At 44.1% G+C, this 19,404-nt stretch carries 19 protein-coding genes and 1 tRNA gene; 16 read left to right on the forward strand and 4 right to left on the reverse strand.

Translation table 11 applies throughout. The features are described from left to right. Positions 1 to 90: 90 nt before the first annotated feature. The 4 genes from K2Y18_08705 (at position 91) to K2Y18_08720 (ending at position 3,975) form a co-directional block, all read left to right on the forward strand. Entirely contained in the window at positions 91 to 387 is a 297-nt protein-coding gene (locus K2Y18_08705; protein ID MBX9805814.1) for an ETC complex I subunit, read from the forward strand. A 134-nt stretch (positions 388 to 521) separates the two neighbouring features. Further along, a complete protein-coding gene (ald, locus tag K2Y18_08710) occupies positions 522 to 1,661 on the forward strand; it encodes an alanine dehydrogenase (protein ID MBX9805815.1) in 1,140 nt (379 codons plus the stop codon). A gap of 189 nt (positions 1,662 to 1,850) precedes the next feature. After that, positions 1,851 to 2,705, forward strand: a complete 855-nt coding sequence (locus K2Y18_08715; GenBank protein MBX9805816.1) for a hypothetical protein — start codon at positions 1,851 to 1,853, stop codon at positions 2,703 to 2,705. Positions 2,706 to 3,126: 421 nt separating this feature from the next. Next, positions 3,127 to 3,975, forward strand: a complete 849-nt coding sequence (locus tag K2Y18_08720) for an EAL domain-containing protein (protein ID MBX9805817.1) — start codon at positions 3,127 to 3,129, stop codon at positions 3,973 to 3,975. 66 nt (positions 3,976 to 4,041) lie between these two features. Here K2Y18_08720 and K2Y18_08725 read toward each other — a convergent pair whose 3' ends face one another. Further along, positions 4,042 to 4,416 (reverse strand): nuclear transport factor 2 family protein, encoded by a 375-nt coding sequence (locus tag K2Y18_08725; protein MBX9805818.1) that lies wholly within the window; start codon positions 4,414 to 4,416, stop codon positions 4,042 to 4,044. Between the two features lie 101 nt (positions 4,417 to 4,517). Here K2Y18_08725 and K2Y18_08730 point away from each other — a divergent pair, with 101 nt between their 5' ends. The 7 genes from K2Y18_08730 (at position 4,518) to K2Y18_08760 (ending at position 12,026) form a co-directional block, all read left to right on the forward strand. Continuing rightward, positions 4,518 to 5,165, forward strand: coding sequence for a TetR/AcrR family transcriptional regulator (locus K2Y18_08730; GenBank protein MBX9805819.1), 648 nt, complete (start codon positions 4,518 to 4,520; stop codon positions 5,163 to 5,165). Positions 5,166 to 5,268: 103 nt separating this feature from the next. Continuing rightward, positions 5,269 to 6,840, forward strand: coding sequence for a 2,3-bisphosphoglycerate-independent phosphoglycerate mutase (gene gpmI / locus K2Y18_08735; protein ID MBX9805820.1), 1,572 nt, complete (start codon positions 5,269 to 5,271; stop codon positions 6,838 to 6,840). Next, on the forward strand, positions 6,827 to 7,798 hold the full coding sequence (locus tag K2Y18_08740; protein ID MBX9805821.1) for a peptidoglycan DD-metalloendopeptidase family protein: 972 nt from the start codon (positions 6,827 to 6,829) through the stop codon (positions 7,796 to 7,798). The genes gpmI and K2Y18_08740 overlap by 14 nt, the downstream gene beginning before the upstream one ends. Then, a complete protein-coding gene (locus K2Y18_08745; GenBank protein MBX9805822.1) occupies positions 7,795 to 8,982 on the forward strand; it encodes a S41 family peptidase in 1,188 nt (395 codons plus the stop codon). Before K2Y18_08740 ends, K2Y18_08745 begins: the two co-directional genes overlap by 4 nt. Then, positions 8,979 to 9,986 carry a divergent polysaccharide deacetylase family protein gene (locus K2Y18_08750; GenBank protein ID MBX9805823.1) on the forward strand — a complete coding sequence of 336 codons (1,008 nt, stop codon included), beginning with the start codon at positions 8,979 to 8,981 and terminating at the stop codon, positions 9,984 to 9,986. Before K2Y18_08745 ends, K2Y18_08750 begins: the two co-directional genes overlap by 4 nt. A 39-nt stretch (positions 9,987 to 10,025) precedes the next feature. Continuing rightward, positions 10,026 to 10,505 (forward strand): RNA pyrophosphohydrolase, encoded by a 480-nt coding sequence (locus K2Y18_08755; GenBank protein ID MBX9805824.1) that lies wholly within the window; start codon positions 10,026 to 10,028, stop codon positions 10,503 to 10,505. Between the two features lie 288 nt (positions 10,506 to 10,793). Continuing rightward, a complete protein-coding gene (locus K2Y18_08760; GenBank protein ID MBX9805825.1) occupies positions 10,794 to 12,026 on the forward strand; it encodes an MFS transporter in 1,233 nt (410 codons plus the stop codon). A 148-nt stretch (positions 12,027 to 12,174) separates the two neighbouring features. Here the strand turns inward: K2Y18_08760 and K2Y18_08765 are convergent, their stop codons facing one another. Beyond that, entirely contained in the window at positions 12,175 to 12,330 is a 156-nt protein-coding gene (locus K2Y18_08765; GenBank protein ID MBX9805826.1) for a hypothetical protein, read from the reverse strand. Between K2Y18_08765 and K2Y18_08770 the strand changes: the two genes are divergently transcribed. Both K2Y18_08770 and K2Y18_08775 read left to right on the forward strand, forming a co-directional pair. Continuing rightward, positions 12,320 to 13,498 (forward strand): MFS transporter, encoded by a 1,179-nt coding sequence (locus tag K2Y18_08770; protein ID MBX9805827.1) that lies wholly within the window; start codon positions 12,320 to 12,322, stop codon positions 13,496 to 13,498. The genes K2Y18_08765 and K2Y18_08770 overlap by 11 nt on opposite strands. 61 nt (positions 13,499 to 13,559) lie before the next feature. Beyond that, positions 13,560 to 14,126 (forward strand): DUF1013 domain-containing protein, encoded by a 567-nt coding sequence (locus K2Y18_08775; protein ID MBX9805828.1) that lies wholly within the window; start codon positions 13,560 to 13,562, stop codon positions 14,124 to 14,126. A 60-nt stretch (positions 14,127 to 14,186) separates the two neighbouring features. Here K2Y18_08775 and K2Y18_08780 read toward each other — a convergent pair whose 3' ends face one another. Further along, positions 14,187 to 14,972: a hypothetical protein gene (locus K2Y18_08780; protein ID MBX9805829.1), complete on the reverse strand. Its 786-nt coding sequence runs from the start codon at positions 14,970 to 14,972 to the stop codon at positions 14,187 to 14,189. Between the two features lie 397 nt (positions 14,973 to 15,369). Between K2Y18_08780 and K2Y18_08785 the strand changes: the two genes are divergently transcribed. From K2Y18_08785 to K2Y18_08795, 3 genes are all read left to right on the forward strand, one after another. Continuing rightward, positions 15,370 to 16,740 carry a peptidoglycan DD-metalloendopeptidase family protein gene (locus tag K2Y18_08785; protein MBX9805830.1) on the forward strand — a complete coding sequence of 457 codons (1,371 nt, stop codon included), beginning with the start codon at positions 15,370 to 15,372 and terminating at the stop codon, positions 16,738 to 16,740. A gap of 120 nt (positions 16,741 to 16,860) precedes the next feature. After that, positions 16,861 to 16,937: transfer RNA gene (locus K2Y18_08790), tRNA-Glu, on the forward strand. Positions 16,938 to 16,998: 61 nt separating this feature from the next. Continuing rightward, positions 16,999 to 17,847, forward strand: coding sequence for a hypothetical protein (locus tag K2Y18_08795; GenBank protein ID MBX9805831.1), 849 nt, complete (start codon positions 16,999 to 17,001; stop codon positions 17,845 to 17,847). A 77-nt stretch (positions 17,848 to 17,924) separates the two neighbouring features. On the opposite strand, the gene gatB is transcribed toward K2Y18_08795, so the two are convergent. Then, on the reverse strand, positions 17,925 to 19,403 hold the full coding sequence (gene gatB, locus K2Y18_08800; GenBank protein MBX9805832.1) for an Asp-tRNA(Asn)/Glu-tRNA(Gln) amidotransferase subunit GatB: 1,479 nt from the start codon (positions 19,401 to 19,403) through the stop codon (positions 17,925 to 17,927). Position 19,404: the final 1 nt, after the last annotated feature.

Below are 19,404 nucleotides of genomic sequence, written 5' to 3' on the forward strand. Positions count from 1 at the left end.
CGTAGCGCAGCCTGGTAGCGCGCCTGCTTTGGGAGCAGGATGTCGGAGGTTCAAATCCTCTCGTCCCGACCATTTTTGAAAGCATTCCAAATGGTTCAAGCCAGAATATATCGCCCCTCCAAAACAGCCATGCAATCCGGAAAAGCGAAAACGCGGAACTGGATATTGGATTTTTCTCCAAATGACGGTCAATTCATTGACCCTATTATGGGGTGGTGTGGATCCAAAGACACCTTGAGTCAAATCCGCCTGACTTTTCGATCTTTAGAGCAAGCTGTGGCTTATGCGAGGCTGCAAGGTCTCACTTTCCAAATTGAATCCGCAAATGCGCCTCTCAAGCCTCCAAAACAATATGCGGATAATTTTCGCTATGATCGGGTTGGATAACTATTTTTCACATATAAACTAAAGACTTAAAAGAGTTGCATCAAAAATGCCCAAAAATCTTAATGCAAAATCATATCAAAACAGGTAAGAACTAATCTTAACAAATATTTTATTTTTGAAAGCAGGAGACTTATATGCTAATCGGCGTTCCAAAAGAAGTTAAAAACCATGAATATCGTGCAGGGTTAACCCCAAGCTCTGCCCATGAATTAACACGCCTTGGCCATGAAGTTCTTGTTGAAACAAATGCGGGCCACGGTGTGGGTTTTGAAGATAAGCATTATATAGCGGCCGGCGCTAAGATTGCCCCAACAGCCGCAGAAGTTTTTGCCAAAGCCGACATTATCATAAAGGTCAAGGAACCCCAACCGCAAGAATGCAAAATGCTGCGCCCTGGGCAAATCATCTTCACCTATCTGCACTTGGCGCCAGATCTTGAGCAAGCTGAAGGCCTGATTAAGTCAGGCTGCATTGCCATTGCTTATGAGACAGTGACAGACACCCATGGCGGTCTTCCCCTTCTTGCGCCTATGAGTGAAGTTGCGGGTCGTATGGCGATCCAAGCCGGCGCCCACTTCCTGGAAAAGGGGCAAGGCGGCGCTGGAGTCCTTTTAGGGGGCGTTCCTGGTGTGGCCCCTGGAAAAGTTGTGATCCTGGGGGGTGGTGTTGCAGGAGCCAATGCAGCTCGTATGGCCATCGGGCTTGGGGCTCAAGTCACTATTTTTGATCGAAACACACGCCGCATGAAAGAACTCGATAATGAATTTGGAGGCCGTGTCCAAACTATATTCTCTACATCAGATTTGATTGAACAATACGTCATTGATGCAGATCTGGTTGTTGGATCTGTGTTAATTGTTGGAGCAGCAGCGCCACGGCTTGTTACGCTAGAAATGATTCGCAAGATGCGCCCTGGCTCTGTTGTTGTTGACCTTGCCATTGATCAGGGAGGTTGCTTTGAAACCAGTCGCCCGACAACCCATGCCGACCCGATCTATATCGTTGATAACATCCTCCATTATTGTGTAACCAACATGCCAGGTGGCGTTGCCCGCACCTCTACGGTTGCCTTAAATAATGCGACCATGCCCTTTATTTTGGCTCTTGCCCAAAAAGGATACCGCAAAGCTCTTGCCGATGATGTTCATTTACGCAATGGCTTGAACGTGTTTGAAGGTAAGATTACTTACCAGGCTGTTGCACGTGATTTGGGTAAGGAATACCTGGATCCGCTCACCCTTCTTGATGGGGACTTTATCAAGAAGAGCGCGTGAAGGCCAAGGACCTTCTTTATAATTTACACTATGTTTCATCATGCATGTGAGATTGAAAGTATTTTGGAATCGGGATTGCCATCCCAATTCTCATACTCATACTTCTATAAATCTTATTGCAATCCAAGAAGACAATGATTATATCAGCATAAAGAACACATATTTCTCTTATATTTGAAGGAACAGAAAATGAAGTCCATAATCTTGTCTATTTTAATACTATTTTCCATAACCAATGGCTCAAATGCAGCTCAATCTGAAGATTTCCATGACCATGTTATATCTGAAAATGGTTTAAACAAAGCAGCTACGCAGTCTGCTTTACATTCTTATGATCTTATTAATAAGAATTGGGCATATGCAATTCAACCAGCTGATTTCACAGCAGGAGTAGATTGTTGGAGAACTGACGTGATCCCGACACCTCAACACGGTAATGTTCCTGTAATAGTATGGGATCAAGCTAAAGAACCTCAGATGGGTGTTGCATTAGATTGCTTATTAGGCAGCAAGACCCGTGCTGAATGTTTGAATGCATTAAAGATCGTTAAAGTCAGGATCATTGCGAGTCTTTTAGGAAAAGAGTCTTTTAATGATTTAATAACGACACTTTTGAAAAGGAATGATGCTCCCCATATATTTTTCCATAAACTTGCTTGGAGCTTTCAGACGCTATGCACAAGCGATTTCAAGGGGTTTTGTGTCATGTCATTTGTGAATATTCCTGAGTATGTTGCCTTTAAACCAAAGGGAGACGCCCGAAACCACAATGTAATTCGCTTGTGCGATGGTAACTTTATTGGGTTTGACCCTATGTTCTTTCAAGAAGCGCGTACATATGATGACCTTGAAAAATATATGTATGATCTATTTGTGAGTGAGCGCTTTGTTGAGCCTGGGTTGATTGCAGAACACAAAGCGTTTTGCGATGATCTTACATTCGAAAAGTTTCAAGTCTTAAGAAGAGAATACCAATCCAAACAAGCAACGTACGCGTTTGATTTACAAAAAATTGCTGATTTTGTTGAAAAGGGGAAAATCTAGATCCAACATATGAAAGTTTCGTGAATGTATTCTCAAGGGTGCTATGATCATTAATCCCCAAGAGAATACTCACGTATTTGAGTCAAAACTTTCTTATTGCCATAGTCTTATTTTCTTGATATATTTAAATTATCTCAATTTATTGAGGTATTTTTCACCACCATTGGAATATTAACTTGAAAAATACATATGGGGTAACCATATAAAAGTTAAATACAAGTTAAACCAATTAACTGACCGTATTGCTTCGTGATTAAGAGTTTTTTTATGACTTTACCTAGCATCAGGTACTAAGCCTACCTGTTTTTTATGCTAAATCATAAGGATTTCTCTCACTCTTAAACCAAAAACACACCTGCGCCATTTAGACGCAGTTCTTTTGGAGTCAAGGGTTGTTAGAGTATAAAAAGGAGATAATTTTATGAAAATGCAATCTAAACGCCTTAAAAATGTACCTGAAGCTAAGCACAACCTTGCGCATGACTTGCGGGCAGCGTTAATGACTCAACAACTCCAAGTGGTTTTTCAGCCAAAGGTTTGTGCGGCTACGCATCAAACTGTTGGTGCGGAAGTCTTGCTTCGTTGGCAGCATCCTGTTGAAGGGTTGATATCAGCAGAACGTTGGGTCACCTTAGCAGAAGATCATAACTTAATGCGTCCCATTACAATATGGTTAATTGATACGGTTGTAGATTCCTTAAAGAACTCTGGGGAAGCTGCCTTGCCTCTTGCCATTAATATTTCACCGACCATTCTTGATGGGGCATTTGCTCTCCATATATTAAAATCCCTTTCAAGCGCTGGTATTGCACCCCACTTGTTAGAAATTGAAATTACAGAGTCCGCGCCGGTTGCGAACATGACAAATTTGGCAAACGCAGTGCGCCTCCTACAAACAAAGGGCGTAAAGGTTTATCTTGATGATTTTGGAACAGGCTATTCAACCATGCGATACCTGGTTGACGTACCCGTAGATGGCGTCAAAATGGATAAAAGCTTTGTCCAGCAAGCGCCTCTTATTCCAGCAGCACAATTGATTTTACGTACGCTTATGGAGCTTGCTCAAGAAATTGGGGTAACTGTTGTTTGTGAAGGCGTTGAAACCGTTGAACAGTTCAACCTCGTTAAACGCTTAGGGGCGCAAGTTATTCAAGGGTATTTGACAGGAAAGCCTATGTCGCCTGAGGACTTTGCGATGAGCATTGATACCCCTTCTCTTCCTATATTTTCAGAAGTACCTTCAAAAACATACAAAATTCATGCCTCTTAGTTATTTTAGTGAGGACCCGAAACACGCTTTCGGGTCCTTTTTCCTTTCAAATTAAGTAACCAAAACCTATTTCTTTGAAAATATAGCGTCCCTCTTCTGATCATCAAGCGGGCGCGCATCATAAAAGAGTTCAATATTTGTGATGAGACCCTCTTTAACTGTTACAAGAGAGGCTGATGGAAAATGCCCTACAGGTGCCGGAAAATCTAAATCAAGTACAAGCATGGCTTGATCTTTATTTTCAAACTTTCGCCGAATGTTTACGCCATTAATGATGCTGGCAAGTTTTATGGCAGCATCAAGAACACCTTCTTTTCCTTCAATTTGAGCCAGAGGCCCCTGAAATGAAATATCCGGATGTAAGAACTTTCCCATCCCATCCATATTTTTATTGCCCATGGCCGTGTAATATTTTGTCGCTACTGATAAAGGTGTATTCATCACCGTATCCTCCTTGTTATAGTTTTTTTGACAGCACATATTCAATATAGTATGCTATATCCAATATGTCAATAACGAATTGACCAATTGTGGAGATTTATTTGAAAACGCCCCAAACACCTAAGAGAACTTATAATGCTGATGGCAGAAACGCCCAAGCTGCTCTCACAAAAAGTCGGATTTTAGATTGTGCCAAGTCCCTTTTTGAAAAAGAGGGTTATGAGAAAGTGACCATTGAGGCCATTGCCCTTGCTTCTCAAGTTTCAGTCCCTTCCATTTATGCGATCTTTAAGTCCAAGGGAGGTATTGTACGCCTCTTAATGGAGGAAGCTCTCTCTCCAGAACGGCGCCAATCGCTTTTGAATGAATTGGCTGAAAAGCAAATCCCTGAAGACCGTCTTGCGATTGCCTCTAAAATCTCCCGACAAATATATGATGCTGAAAAATCCATGATGGATATTTTTCGAGGCGCAGCAGTGCTTGCGCCTGAATTAAAAAAACTCGAAGAAGAAAGAGAACAGCGTCGGTATAATCGTCTTGAAGAAGGGATAAGAAATATGGCCGAGAAAGGTCTTCTTCCCTCCGATCTTACCCTTTCTAAAGCCCATGATATTCTATGGGCTTTCACGGGCCGAGATATGTATCGCCTCTTCGTCATTGAAAGAGGATGGACTTCTGATGACTACGAACGATGGTTATCTCAGCTGCTTGTAAAGACCTTGATCGGAAATCATAAAGTTAACGTGTGAATAGAAAATATGTTTCTTTCTCAAATGCCCAGCTGACAAATAGGCAGAAATCTGCAATAGTTCGTGAAGAATGAAAATTCCTTTTAAGGAACCAAATAAGATTATGCCCTCAATCCCTGGTATGCCTGTTATATTATGTATTTTGGATGGGTGGGGTATCGCGCCCTCTTCCAAGATCAATGGGATTTCGACAGCCTATACTCCGGCCTGGAATCACTTTATGTCCACCTACCCCCATGCCGAACTCCTTGCTTCTGATTTGTCTGTCGGACTTCCGCCCGGGCAAATGGGAAATTCAGAAGTGGGCCACATGACGATTGGCGCGGGTCGCATTATCATGCAAGACCTCCCTCGCATTGACACAAGCCTGAAACAGGGTCCACATGGGACGCAACTAGAAACAGACTCCCATTTTACACAATTCATTGCCAAATTGAAAATGTCCGGCGGTGCGTGCCATGTCATGGGGCTTCTTTCTCCCGGTGGGGTTCATTCCCACCAATCCCATATTGAAGCGATTGTTGGGATTTTAAAGAAAAATGACATCCCTATACATGTTCACGCTATCTTGGATGGTCGTGATACGCCCCCTCAAAGTGCTTATGACTATATACAAGAATTCTTGAAGAATACGGACCATCCTTTGTCCACTATTGGGGGGCGTTATTTTGCAATGGATCGTGACAATCGCTGGGACCGCATTGAAAAAGCTTATCAATGCCTTGTCTTTGGACAGGGCCCCTCAACCAAAGACCCTCTGGTCCTCCTGAGGGATCAATATAAACATGGGGTGGGAGATGAATTCCTTGAGCCCCATTGTGTTGGGCAATATCCGGGTATGAAGGAGGGGGATGGTCTATTTATGGTTAATTTCAGAGCCGATCGGGTTCGTCAAATTTTGAGCGCCCTCCTCCAGCCTGATTTTAAAGCATTTGACCGCGGACGCCCGGTTTCTTTTGCTGCGACCTTGGCCATGGGAGAATATTCCAAAGAATTAACCCCCCTGATCCCTCCCCTCTTTCCCAAGGAACAATCAACACAGACTCTTGGTTCTATTGTTGCAGCGGCAGGCCTTAAGCAACTACGCATTGCCGAAACGGAGAAATACGCTCACGTCACTTTCTTTTTAAATGGAGGCCGGGAGGAACATTTCGAGGGTGAGGATCGCATCATGGTTCCTTCTCCTGATGTTGCGACTTATGACTTGAAGCCAGAGATGTCCGCGAAGGAAGTTACAGATAAGGTTGTGGAAGCAATAACCATGAGGGGGGACGATAAGCAATATGCCCTGATTGTTATCAACTATGCCAACACGGATATGGTTGGTCACACAGGGATACAAGAGGCCATTCAAAAAGCCGTTGAAACAATCGATCATTGCTTGAGTCGTCTTGAAGATGCCTCAAAACATGCCGGATATGCCATGATTATCACAGCAGATCACGGTAACGTTGAGCAAATGGTCGATGAAACAACAGGCATCGCCCATACAGCTCACACAAGCAATCCAGTGCCCTTTATCTTGGTTAATGGGCCAGAATCTGTTTCGGCTGTTGACAATGGTCAGTTGAGTGACCTTGCCCCAACCATTTTAACACTGCTTGGATTGCCGATTCCATCTGACATGACGGGAACTTCTTTGTTACGGGAGAAGCGCGTCCATGCTCGCGCGTAAGATAATAATATTTTTCTCTCTCCTATCCATTACAGGGGGGAATGCAGCGCCTTCCTCACCAGCAGTTACACAAAAGGCTGCGACTCAAAAACTGATTGCTATCGCCGCAACCATACAAAAGCACGAAGCCCAACTATCTGTTGTCGAGCATGATTTAGAACGGACACGCGAAGAAGAAAAAGCCATTTTGAGTGAGTTAGAACACTATAATCACCGCTTAATGGACACCATTCATTATTTGCGTCATGCAACCCAATTTTCCCCACTCTTGGCTATGCTTTCTGCCTCAAAACCAGATGATGTGATTCACAGCTCCATGCTTTTGCGGTCAATCACCCCTGAAATTCACATTCGTAACCAGCAGCTTCTTGAAAAGGTTAAATATTTATCCAACATTCGCACCCAACTTGAAGCCAAGAAGAATGAGCTGCATGATCTTACCTTTCACTACCATCAAGAACGCGACACTTTAAACAGCCTGCTCACAAATCGGTCTACGGGAAACCTGTTGCCAGACGATAAGCTTGACAATGATGGTGGTATTCTCACTTTGAAGACACCCGTTAGTGGAAAATTGATACCCACTTACGGAAATTCAAGTCCTGAATGGGCGTCCTTTACCCAAGGCGTGCTCTTTGTTACACGCCCTGGCGCCCACGTCGTGGCGCCCATCTCCGGGAAAATAGCTTTTGCAGGCGATTATGCAAAAGGTCAAGGAAAGATGATTATTGTTGAAACATCAAATTCTCATGTTGTCATGTCTGGGTTGGGGTCTTTAAACTGCACATTAGGACAAAATATTGCAGCCGGGGAACCCATAGGACGTATGACAATAAAACAGCGAAAAACGACTAAAGGGTCTGCTCCTCTTCTTCCACAATTATACCTTGAGGTTTGGCACCAGGAAAAAACCGTCAACCCCCAATCTGTCCTTAAAGATCAACGGAGCAACTCTTGATGAAGCGATTCGCGACTTTATTTTTTATTGTTACAGCAGCCCTTCTTTCGAGTTGCCGAGATTCATCTAAAGAATCTCGATCACAAGTCAAGTTTTCAGAACCTGTTATTGCCAAGACCCTTGAAAAAGTGCGCCAACTCTATGTCGAAAATCCGGATGAAAAGAAAATGCTGGAAGGCGCTCTTAATGGAATGCTCATGGCCCTTGATCCCTATTCTTGCTTCTTTAATGAAGAATCTTATAAAATCTATACCCAGTCCACAAAAGGTGAATTTGGTGGCCTCGGCATTGAAGTTATTCCAATCAATGGAGTCCTTAAAGTGATTGCCCCCATGGATGACATGCCCGCTCAAAAAGCAGGCATCAAAGCCGGTGATCTCATTACGCATGTCGACAACATGGCTATTTCAAGCCTCGCGCCGGAAGAAGTCTTTAAGCGACTCCACGGGAAACCAGGTACAACGGTCGCCTTAAAGATTAGCCGCGGTTTTACACAACCCTATACGGTCAAAATTACTCGTGAACTCATTACAGTTAATCCCGTTAAATATCGGGCCGAAGGGACTGTTGGCTATATTAAAATTAGTTACTTTAATGACCATACGACCGACAAGCTCATAGAAAGCATCTCCGCCCTTCAAAAGAGCTTGGGCAAATCCTTGCATGGAATTGTTTTGGATTTAAGGAACAACCCCGGTGGCACGCTTGATCAAGCTGTTTCTGTGTGCAACTTATTTTTAAATTCAGGGACAATCGTCCAAGTGAAAGGACGCAACAAGATCCACAACCAAACAGTTAAAGCAAAGGGCAAAGATCTCGTCAAAGATATCCCCATTGCCGTTCTCATTAATCCAGGATCTGCATCAGCCTCAGAAATTGTAGCCGCTGCCCTTCGAGATAATCATCGTGCCGTTCTCATTGGAGAAAAATCTTTTGGTAAAGGGTCTATTCAAGGAATATATCCCCTGGAGGAATTTGGAGGCTTTAAGATCACGATTGCCCTTTTCTATACGCCCAAAGGTGAAGAAATACAAGGACGCGGAATTGAGCCTGATATTACCATCAACACCTCTTCACCTGAACTTATAAAGGAACAATCGAAAGAGACAACATCTGAGGATAAACAACTACAAAGAGCCCTTGATCTCTTAAACGGTCTATGGGCCATTAAATTACGACCATGAAAAAACTCTTTAATTACATTTATGTGCTCTTCAGCAAGGTTACCCGCATATCTGGCCCTCTACTTATCCTTTTTACACTGGTTGCTGTTGTTGTGATTGGCGGTGGAAAGTACTTTTGGAAAGAAAAGCCTAGGACTCTCAACCCAACTCCCCAAATGTCTCTCCCCGCTTCTGAAGCGGAAGAAGCCACCGAAACAGAAGAAGAGGACGTCGCTGATGAGGAAGATTCCTCAACCGATCAAAGTCCCTGGACCCTTCTTCAAACGGGTCTTCCCTCCCGTTATTTTGAACCGCCTACCAAATCAACACGCCCTACTGTTACCATTATTCTTACGGACTTAGGATTGAACAAAAATTTGACAGATCAAGTTTTGACAACTTTACAAGGGCCCTTTATCCTTGCCTTTAATCCCAATAGTCCAAACCTACATGAGCAACTCACTTCGGCCACTCGTTTGGGATTTTCGGTTTTAATTGCCTTGCCGATGGAGCCTTACAACTACCCAAATGTAGACCCTGGGCCCCTTACTCTTTTAACAGGTGTGAAGGCGGAACAGAATATAGAGAAAACAAAGGCGATTTTGGATCATACACCAAAGGGTACTGGAGTTATCGGTTTACTAGGATCTCGCTTTACCATCTCTAAAACTGATTTAGATCCGGTTCTTCAAGAAATTAAAAGGCAAGGGCGAATCTTCATTGATCCCAACACCACCCCTCACACGCAAGTTCAGGAAACTTGTGAATCTTTGCAGATGCCCTACCAACAAGTCGACTTAACGCTCCCCCTGACAACAAGTTCGGACCAAGTTGATGAGTTTTTGAAAAAGATTATCCAAAATTCCAAAGAAAATGATAACATATTAATAAGTGTCCCAGCCATTCCTGAAATCGTTAACGTTTTACCGGCCTGGGTTGACACATTAAATGAGAATGGTATTGAGCTTGAGCCGATGCCCAACTTCACAAATACAAAGGCATCTTCGGATACTGTAAAAAATTAACAAGGCGTAAGGATATAAATGAGCGCAGATAAAAGCCACATGAACCCGGATAATATTGAGTATCGCAAAGGCGTTGGACTCATGATCTTGAATGCCCAAGGGTTGGTATGGGTCGGTCAAAGACGAGATACAGGCCACATCATCGATCCTAACGCATGGCAGATGCCTCAAGGAGGCATCGATAATGTCGAGACACCTTGGCAAGCAGCTTTGCGTGAAATGAAAGAAGAGATTGGTACCGTAAATGTTCGCTTGATCGCGGAGACCCCTGACTGGATCACTTACGACTTTCCCGAAGAACTTGGCAACACCTTGTGGGGCGGTCGTTTCTTTGGACAAACTCAGAAATGGTTTCTTCTGGAGTATTTAGGCGACGATAGCGAAATTAACATTAACACCCGCCACCCTGAGTTTGTCGCTTGGCGGTGGGTCGACCCCAAAGAGCTCCCCGACCTTATCGTTCCTTTTAAGCACGACCTTTACATCAAAATACTCGAGGAATTTAAAGAGTATTTGTAAGTTCAACGTTGGTGTTGCTCATGTCTATTCCAACTTTCATTCAAGACTTGACAATTGGGGTCATATTAGGTCAATGTCCGGTTAAGAAGCAGGGCCATAGATCGATCCTCTAAAAATGAAGTGTTTGAGTTGATATGACGTATGCATTTACTCTTTTTATTAAATACCCAATAAAAGGAATTTGTGCGCGCTTCTATCCTTTAGATTTTCATAATAATTGCAAATATATGTCGCCTAAGAATAATAGGTTACGCTTTCCAATAATAATATAAGACTTTTGGAGTATTGATGCCCAACTCGACAGCCCGTCAATCTATTTTCTCCTCCATTCCAAAACAAATATGGGGTATTGGCCTTGCTGTGTTTTTCATCAACACCTCCTCGGTCATGGTTCGGGGCATTGCGGCCGTCTATTTAAACACGATCGTTGGTGTTGAAATTGGCTGGATTGGTTTCCTTGAAGGAATACTTGAGTGTCTTTCCTTTGCGATCAAAACCTTTGCTGGTGTCATCAGCGACTATTTGCGCCGCCGCAAAATGTTCATGACCTTTGGGTATGTCCTCATCGCCTTAAGCAGCCCAATCCTTGCCTTATGGTCAAGCTTTACGGCTGTCTTCATCTCCCGCGGCGTTAGCCGTATCGGGAATGGTCTACAAGCGACACCGCGTGATGCTTTGGTCGGAGACATTGCCCCTGCCAAAAGCAGAGGGGCCTGCTATGGTCTTCGCGTTGGACTTGGTATCGCTGGTTCCTTTGCAGGCGCTTTTATTGGTTGGATCTTCATGCACAGAACCAGCAATGACTACCAGCAACTATTCTGGGTATCCACCATTCCGGCTGTGGTTGCTGTTATGATCGTTCTACTCTTTATCAAAGAGCCAAAGAAAAACCTCCACCCCAAAGATCATCAGCCCCGCCATCCCATTCACTGGTCTGACCTTCCCCGCTTAGGACGTCGCTATTGGACCTTAATGGGTGTGATCGGCGTGTTTATGGTAGCACAACTGGGTGAGCCGTTTTTGGTATTGCACGCCCACATAAACTTTGGATTGCTTGAAGCGGATGCACCCATTATCTTTCTTCTCTTTAACGCGACCTATTCTTTGTCCTCTTTTCCCGTTGGTATCTTATCAGACCGGATGAGTCGCTATCATCTTCTTGCTCTTGGGTTTGCGATCCTGATCATATCTGACTTGATCTTAGCCATGGCAACAAACTTGACCACTGTATTTGTGGGAATTGCCTTGTGGGGTCTTCAAATGGGGATTCATCAAAGTATGTTTTATGCGCTTGTTGCGGATAATTCCCCGGATGACCTGCGAGGGACCGCCTTTAGCGTGTACTACCTCATCACAGCAGCCGCTATTTTGGTAGCCAACACTGGGGGAGGTATTATTGCCCAACTCTATGGATCAAGCGCAACATATCTTTCTTCGTTTGCTGTTGCCACCCTCGCATTATTCCTTCTGGTTGTTGTTATGCCAAAAAAGAGATCAAAGGCACATAAAACTATTGCTTAATGTGTTCCCATAGAGTATGTTCCTTATAGTTTTGTTTATATACGGACTAAAATATTAATTAAAACTGAGAATTTGTGAGTTTTGGATGGTGATTACTCTCCAGTGACCGCTTTGTCAAAACGAACTTATTACTAAGTAAGGATAGATGTTATGACGCAAGCGGGGAACCGATGTCGCTAATCGACACACCAGTTAAACGTTCAGCACCACTATCTTCTTCTATTTTTTCCCGAGGTTCCTCTTTTTTCTCACGTGATATTATCCCAAGCACCATATGGGCTTTGGGATTTTCCATGCTTTTCATCAACATCTCCGTGATTATGGTCTATAGCCTGAATGCCCTCTATTTAAGCACCGTTATTGGGATATCGGCTGTTTGGATTGGATTATTAGAGGGCGCCATTGAAGCCACTTCCTTTCTTTTGAAATTGTTTTCTGGTGTTTTGAGTGATTATTTTAAGAGACGCAAAAACATTATGTTGATTGGTTATGCGTTAACAGCAATCAGCAAACCCCTTCTGGGAATATCCTCAGGGTATGCGGCTATCTTTAGCTCTCGTATTCTTGAGAGAATCGGTAATGGCATGCAAGGAACACCCCGCGATGCCTTGGTCGGAGACGTGGCCCCTGCTCAACATCGTGGTGCCTGTTATGGTTTGCAACGCAGCCTGGGCCTCATGGGCTCCATTTTAGGGGCCCTCCTGTCCATCATTGCCATGTCATATACGACAGACAATTTCCGCTTGGTTTTCCTTCTAGCGAGCATCCCGGCGACAATTGCATTTATGATTCTATATTTTACTGTGAAAGAACCTAAACACGCCCACTATAAGAATGATATTAAAATCAGCAAAACCGAAGAGCGCCACCCTATTCACTGGAGAGATTTAAGTCGCCTTGGCAAAGAATTTTGGTGCCTCATGATTGTTGTTGCCATTTTTATGATGGCTCGGGTGAGCGAAACTTTCATCGTGCTCGATGCTCACAAGAATTTTGGACTCCCAAAGAGCTATGCTTCAGGCATCATGCTCATATATAATATCACCTATTGTTTGTGCTCTTTCCCGATTGGACTCCTAGCCGATCGATATGGACGGTACAAAATATTAATCGTTGGCATTGCTACATTTATGATCGCTGACCTTTTCATCGGTATGGCAACCAATTTGACATCTATCTTTATTGGTGTCCTTTTCTGGGGGTGCCAAATGGGCATTTCCCAAAACATCTTTGCTTCTCTCGTTGCCGATTTTGCCCCTGAGGATTTGAGAGGAACCGGATTTGGTGTTTTCTACCTCATTAGTGGCCTTTCAGTTCTTTTTGGAGGGGTTATCTGGGGAACAATAGCGCACCTATATGGGGAAGGATCCGTTTTCATGTTGAGCTTTGTTGTAGCAGGGCTCTCCATGGCAACGTTACTCTTTTTTGCACCTGGAAAGAAGAAAACAATAGCTATTTCTTCTAAAGCGTAGTACTAAAAATAATTGAGATTAATAAAAAAACGCGATAAGCAAACATTCGCTAGGAGATACTATGGCTACGCCTTTGATGCCCAAAGCAACCGCCGTTTGGCTAATTGAAAACACAAGTCTATCTTTTGACCAAATTGCTGAATTCTGCGCGATTCATCCCTTAGAAATTCAAGCTATCGCTGATGGTGAATCTTCAGCAGGTATGGTTGGTTTTAACCCAATTACTTCACAACAGCTGACTCCAGAAGAAATTCACCGTTGCGAATCAGATCCAACAGCGCACCTCCAGCTAACACCTCCGATTACGGCAGATTCATTGCTGGGTAAGAAAAAGACACGATATACACCTGTGTCCAAACGTCAGGATCGTCCCGACGCCATTGCGTGGCTTCTCAAATTTCACCCAAATTTAACAGACACTCAAATTTGCCGGTTATTGGGGACAACAAAGCCGATGATCAATTCAATTCGAACACGCACCCATTGGAACACGAGCAACATTAAGCTCAGGAGCCCAGTGCTATTGGGGCTTTGCTCTCAAAGTGAGCTAGATGCCGCTGTTGAAGAAGCCAACCAAAAAAGCGCTCCAGCGGAAAGCATTACCTCAAAAATATTAGAGGGTCTTTAGTCTTTATAAAAAAGGGACTCTCATGAGCCCCTTTTTAGTGATGAAGCTATTTCCTCAAAATTAGCACGAAGGCCTGGATACTGGCGCAAGTTTGGCATGTGAATTTTTATTCAATTCTGCCAACCAAGAGTCAGTTTTTTTAGTCGCTGCTGCATATTTTTCATTCACTTCATTATATTCTTGAGTCTCCTTCTCGGATGGTTTTTTGGTACCCCAACCCCCTAGTCCATAGTAGAAGTTTTGTTTTACACGACACACATCGTTATGGATTTTGCTTTCCTCATCTTGGGCATTTTTAAAACAAGTCATGATTTGCTCGGGTGTGCCTTTAAATTCCGGGGGATTTCCTTCACAGCCATCTTGGGTTGTCGCAGCAACAGGTGCCGGTGTCGCTACAGGGGTTTCCGGCTTCTTTGCTGATGCTACCGCCGGAGTTGGTGTGACCACAGCTTGCTTAATACTCGGCTCTACAGCTGGTTTCTTATCTACAGCTGGTTTGCGCCCAAAGGTTTTATCAAGTTCAGCTTGGCGAGCGGCTCTCAAGTTTGCTTCCCGTTCAGCAGAAGGGGATTGTTGGGTTACCCACTGGCGATCTTTTTTGCCTGCAGGTGCCATCTCAGAATAAGCCCCTTTTGCCTTTTCAGCGGCTTCTCCTTTTAAACGGGCTTCTCTGGCACTCTTTTGAATCTTTTCCCAATTGCTTAACTCAGGCTCATCTTTTCTAGCCACCGTTGCACCACCAAGAGAAGCCGAAGGAGCCTCACTTGCGATAGAAATTTGAGAAGTAAAGGCGAAAGCTGTAAGGGACATTATTTTGATTAGATCTGTTGATTTCTTTGAAAACATTTGAACCTCCATACATGAAATTAAAATTACAGTCTCTCACTCTCAACTGTAAGAATAGATTCTTAACCAGGGGTAAATTTCTAGAAGTCCAAAGGTATTTTTGAACTATAATAAATTGCCCAAAGTTAATGCCCATATTTTTCAAGATAGGTTGCCATGGATACAGACCTTTTATCATTGAGGAAACAGGACTTAAGACGCATATTATATATAAACATTCATTAGGGTGACCTTAATTATTTTAAAAAACTTTGCTTGCGCATCTTGACAAACAAGCTCTAAGTTGTCATTTTTAAAAGAAGCTGTTAACGATTTGTTAACTTTTGACACAAGACGGTCAGAAAATTTATGCCAGTCTTGATTAAAGCTTTAATTTAACTTATCTGGGAGGTGTTATTTGATATCGTTTACGCGCACACAGCTCACCGGATTAGGATTCCTTCTTCTTGCCACGGGCATTGCGATAACCGAACGTCAATCAACAGCCCCCACAGCGATCTCCAATTCAACCGACTTAATTGTTGCCCAAAACGACACCAAAAATCCTGGTGATTTGACAGAACTTGCTGAACAAATTGCAACGCCAAGTGATGGTGTACCAGAAGTTGAAGAAAAGCAGCATGTGATTCAAATCTCCAGTGGGGATACCATGAACTCCATGCTCACAAAACTTGGCATCACTCGGGAAGAAGCTGCCCAGGCGGTCGAAGCTTTGAAACGCGTTTATGACACTCGAGATCTCAAAGTTGGCCAAGAGCTTACTGTGCGTTACAACAAAGATTCCTCTCAACATAAGGTTTCTTTACTATCACTGTCTTTTAAAGCTGCCCATAATAAAGAAATTGCTCTTGAAGCAAATGGGGATGCTTTTAGAGCAAAAATGTATGAAATTGCTTTAAGAAAAGTTCAAAAATGTGTAGAAGGTAACATCGGCTCTAGCTTCTATTCCGCTGCTCTCAAAAGAGGGGTACCTCCAACAATTGTAAGAGAAGCCATTAATGCCCTTTCCTATGACATTGACTGGCAACGTGACCCAACCCGGGAGGCGCCCTTTAAAATCGTCTACAATGCTTATGAAGACACCAATGGGAATGTGGTGAGGGCTGAGAACTTACAATATGTCGAATTTGCCCCAGCTGGTAGAAACTCTTCAAAAAGCAGCGTCCGCCGTGTCTACCACTTTCAACCTGTAAAAGGCACTGCTGGGTACTATAATAGCAATGGAGAAAGTGTCGTGAAAACGCTTCTCGCAACACCTATGGACCCATCCAAAATGAGGGTAACTTCCAAGTTTGGCCGACGCGTACACCCCTGTCTTGGCTACTCAAAACAACATAAAGGCGTAGATTTCGGTGCTCCTACTGGGACGCCAGTGCGCGCCGCAGGAGATGGCGTTGTTGTAAAATCAAGTTATTGGGGCCATTATGGTAACATCATTCAAATTCAACACAATAAAGAATATACAACGGCTTATGCTCACTTAAGCCGGATGAATGTGAAGGTTGGCCAGCGGGTTAAGCAAAATCAGATCATTGGAAAAGTAGGAGCAACGGGCCGCACGACAGGTGCTCACCTCCACTACGAAGTCCTTCGCAATGGCATCCACATTAATCCACAAAGCATCAAATTGCTCCCAACGGTAAAACTGAGCCCGAAGGACCTTGCTGCGTTTCATTTGGCCCGTCAAAAGATTGAGAAAGAGCTTGCTGAAATGACGCCAGCTTCCTCTCAAGTCGCCGCGGCTCCCTCAACGACACGGACAAGCTAAATCTTTCTGGCTTCCCCTTTCGGTCAATCGTGTCCACGAAGTCACTTTTCATAATAAATACCGAATGTTTCATCAAACCACTTGATTTAAGTTCAATATAAGGCTAAAAACGAATGAGTTGTCCCCATCGTCTAGCTGGCCTAGGACACCGCCCTTTCAAGGCGGCAACACGGGTTCGAATCCCGTTGGGGACGCCATTTCTTAAATAATGCGTTATTATTTTTCTCACAAAATCACCCAATTTATATAGGAGACATCATGAAATACCTATCAAAGATTATCGCTTATGCCATCTTAACCTTGAGCCCTGTATTGGCCGCCGAAAAGCTTGATGTCCCCTATGATCCTGACGGTAAGGTAAACTATTCAGGCCTCCCTCTTACGGACGTTATCCTTGGTCTTTGGAATAATGCGGTTGGTACAACGGACACAGACCTTGCCCAGCGCTGTTTCGACAGCTTCATTTTAGCACAACATGCTCCCAATATGATCACCCTTCCATCACGGGAAGAAGCAAGAGGTGTCGTTGAGGCAGGATCAAATCATATTGATCATTTCAAAGGACGGACTTTGAAACTATATATCATAGGTAATGAGACGTTAGATTGTTTAAGTTACAACTCTATGCATGGGCCTTTAAGAGCCCAAAAGGTCATTAGCGCCTTATTGGACTTGAGTCGGAAACATACGATTATTCCTCTAGAATCGCTTCGTCAGTGTTATATCGATAATGTTTGGGCTCATGTGAAGGCTCAAGAAAGGGAGAACGCGGAAAAATTGAGGATACAGGGCAAGAATGAGAAAGCTGATGAACTCTTGCGCTCTCACGATGGAATCCGGAATGATACCGAGTTTGTGGCATTTTCGTATGCTCGAACTGGTGATGTTGCAACGAGCGTTTCCTTAGCAATTGGCATTCGGGATTATTATCAAAGCAGATCAAAAACCAAACCAAAGGCTGTCCCAAAGTCGGCGCCGGCAAAATCTGCCTCAGCAGCACAAGCTGTTGCCCCAAAGAGAACAGCCGCCAAATCCCCTCAAAGACGCCAGGGAGCTGGATCTTCTTCCTTTGCTGCTAACCTTCAAAGGGCTTGGAGTGGGAAGTAAGTTCTTGTCATTATAAGTTTAAAAGCAATGAAAATGTACTTTACCTCCCCCATCAGGGGAGAGGTAAAAAAGCCTATTTAGCTCATCTTTTTCTTTAGTAACTCATTCACCACACCTGGATTGGCTTTCCCTTGCATGGCTTTCATAATTTGCCCCACGAAGTACCCAAACAGTTGCTCTTTACCGGCTTTGTATTCAGCCAGTTTGTCAGCATCCCGAACCAGAAGCTCATCAATAGCTGCTTCAATAGCGCCAGTATCAGAAATCTGACGTAAACCCAACTCATCCACCAACGCGGCCGGCGCCTTGCCGCTTTCCCACATTTTGGAAAAAACGTCCTTGGCAATTTTTCCGGAAATGGTGTCATCCAAAATCAAATCGACAAGTTCTGCAAGATGTGTCGGCAGTAAGGTCATCGTCTCAATGGTTTTGCTATCCCTGTTCAGGGCAGCAAACACTTCACCCATCAACCAATTGGCGATCATCTTTGCCGCTTGCCCATGATCCTTTGCCTTTGAGGCTGCCACGGTTTGTTCATAGTAAGCAGCAATTTCTTGCTCGCCCACAACCACGCTCGCATCGTATGGTGACAAACCAAAGTCGGCCATCAACCTTGCCTTCTTGGCATCTGGTAATTCAGGCATGGTCGCCCGAACCGCTTCAATCCGTTCCGGCGTGAGGCGTAAAGGCGGCAGGTCAGGGTCTGGAAAATAACGGTAATCATGGGCATTTTCCTTGCTGCGCATAGACCGTGTCTCGCCTTTCGTTGGATCAAACAGACGAGTTTCCTGGGCAATTTCGCCCCCATCTTCCAAAATCTCAAGTTGGCGATAGATCTCATACTCAATAGCTTGGCCCACAAAACGTACGGAATTGACGTTTTTGATTTCTGTACGGGTTCCAAAAGGAGTGCCGGGACGATGAAGAGACACGTTGGCATCCGCTCGCAGACTACCCTGCTCCATGTTGCCATCGCATGTCCCAAGATATCGCAAGATCGTACGCAGCTTCTTCATGTAAGCCATCGCTTCAGCAGAAGATCGTATTTCTGGCTCAGAGACAATCTCCATCAAGGCAATGCCTGAGCGATTCAAGTCGATGTAGGTTTTCTGAGGATGAAGGTCGTGGATGCTTTTTCCCGCGTCTTGCTCCATGTGAATCCGAGTAATGTTGATTCTTTTGGTTGCGCCATCGTCCAGATCAATATCGATATGCCCGCCTGTTACAATAGGGCGGGTAAACTGAGAGATCTGATAACCGGACGGAAGATCTGCATAAAAGTAATTCTTACGATCAAAAACGGAGACTTGATGCACAGTTCCTTCCAATCCCAGCCCGGTTTTTATAGCTTGATCCACACAATAATGATTCAAAACGGGCAGCATCCCTGGCATGCTGGCGCCGAAAAAACCAACTTGGGTATTCGGTTCTGCCCCAAAGTCCGTGGAACAGCCACAAAAAAGCTTCGAGCGTGAAGTTACTTGGGCATGAACTTCCAGGCCGATCACCACTTCCCAAAGTCCAGTTTTTCCTTCAATCAAATTTTTATTGGTCATG

The organism is Alphaproteobacteria bacterium, from assembly GCA_019746225.1.
Taxonomy (GTDB): Bacteria; Pseudomonadota; Alphaproteobacteria; order Paracaedibacterales; family VGCI01; genus VGCI01.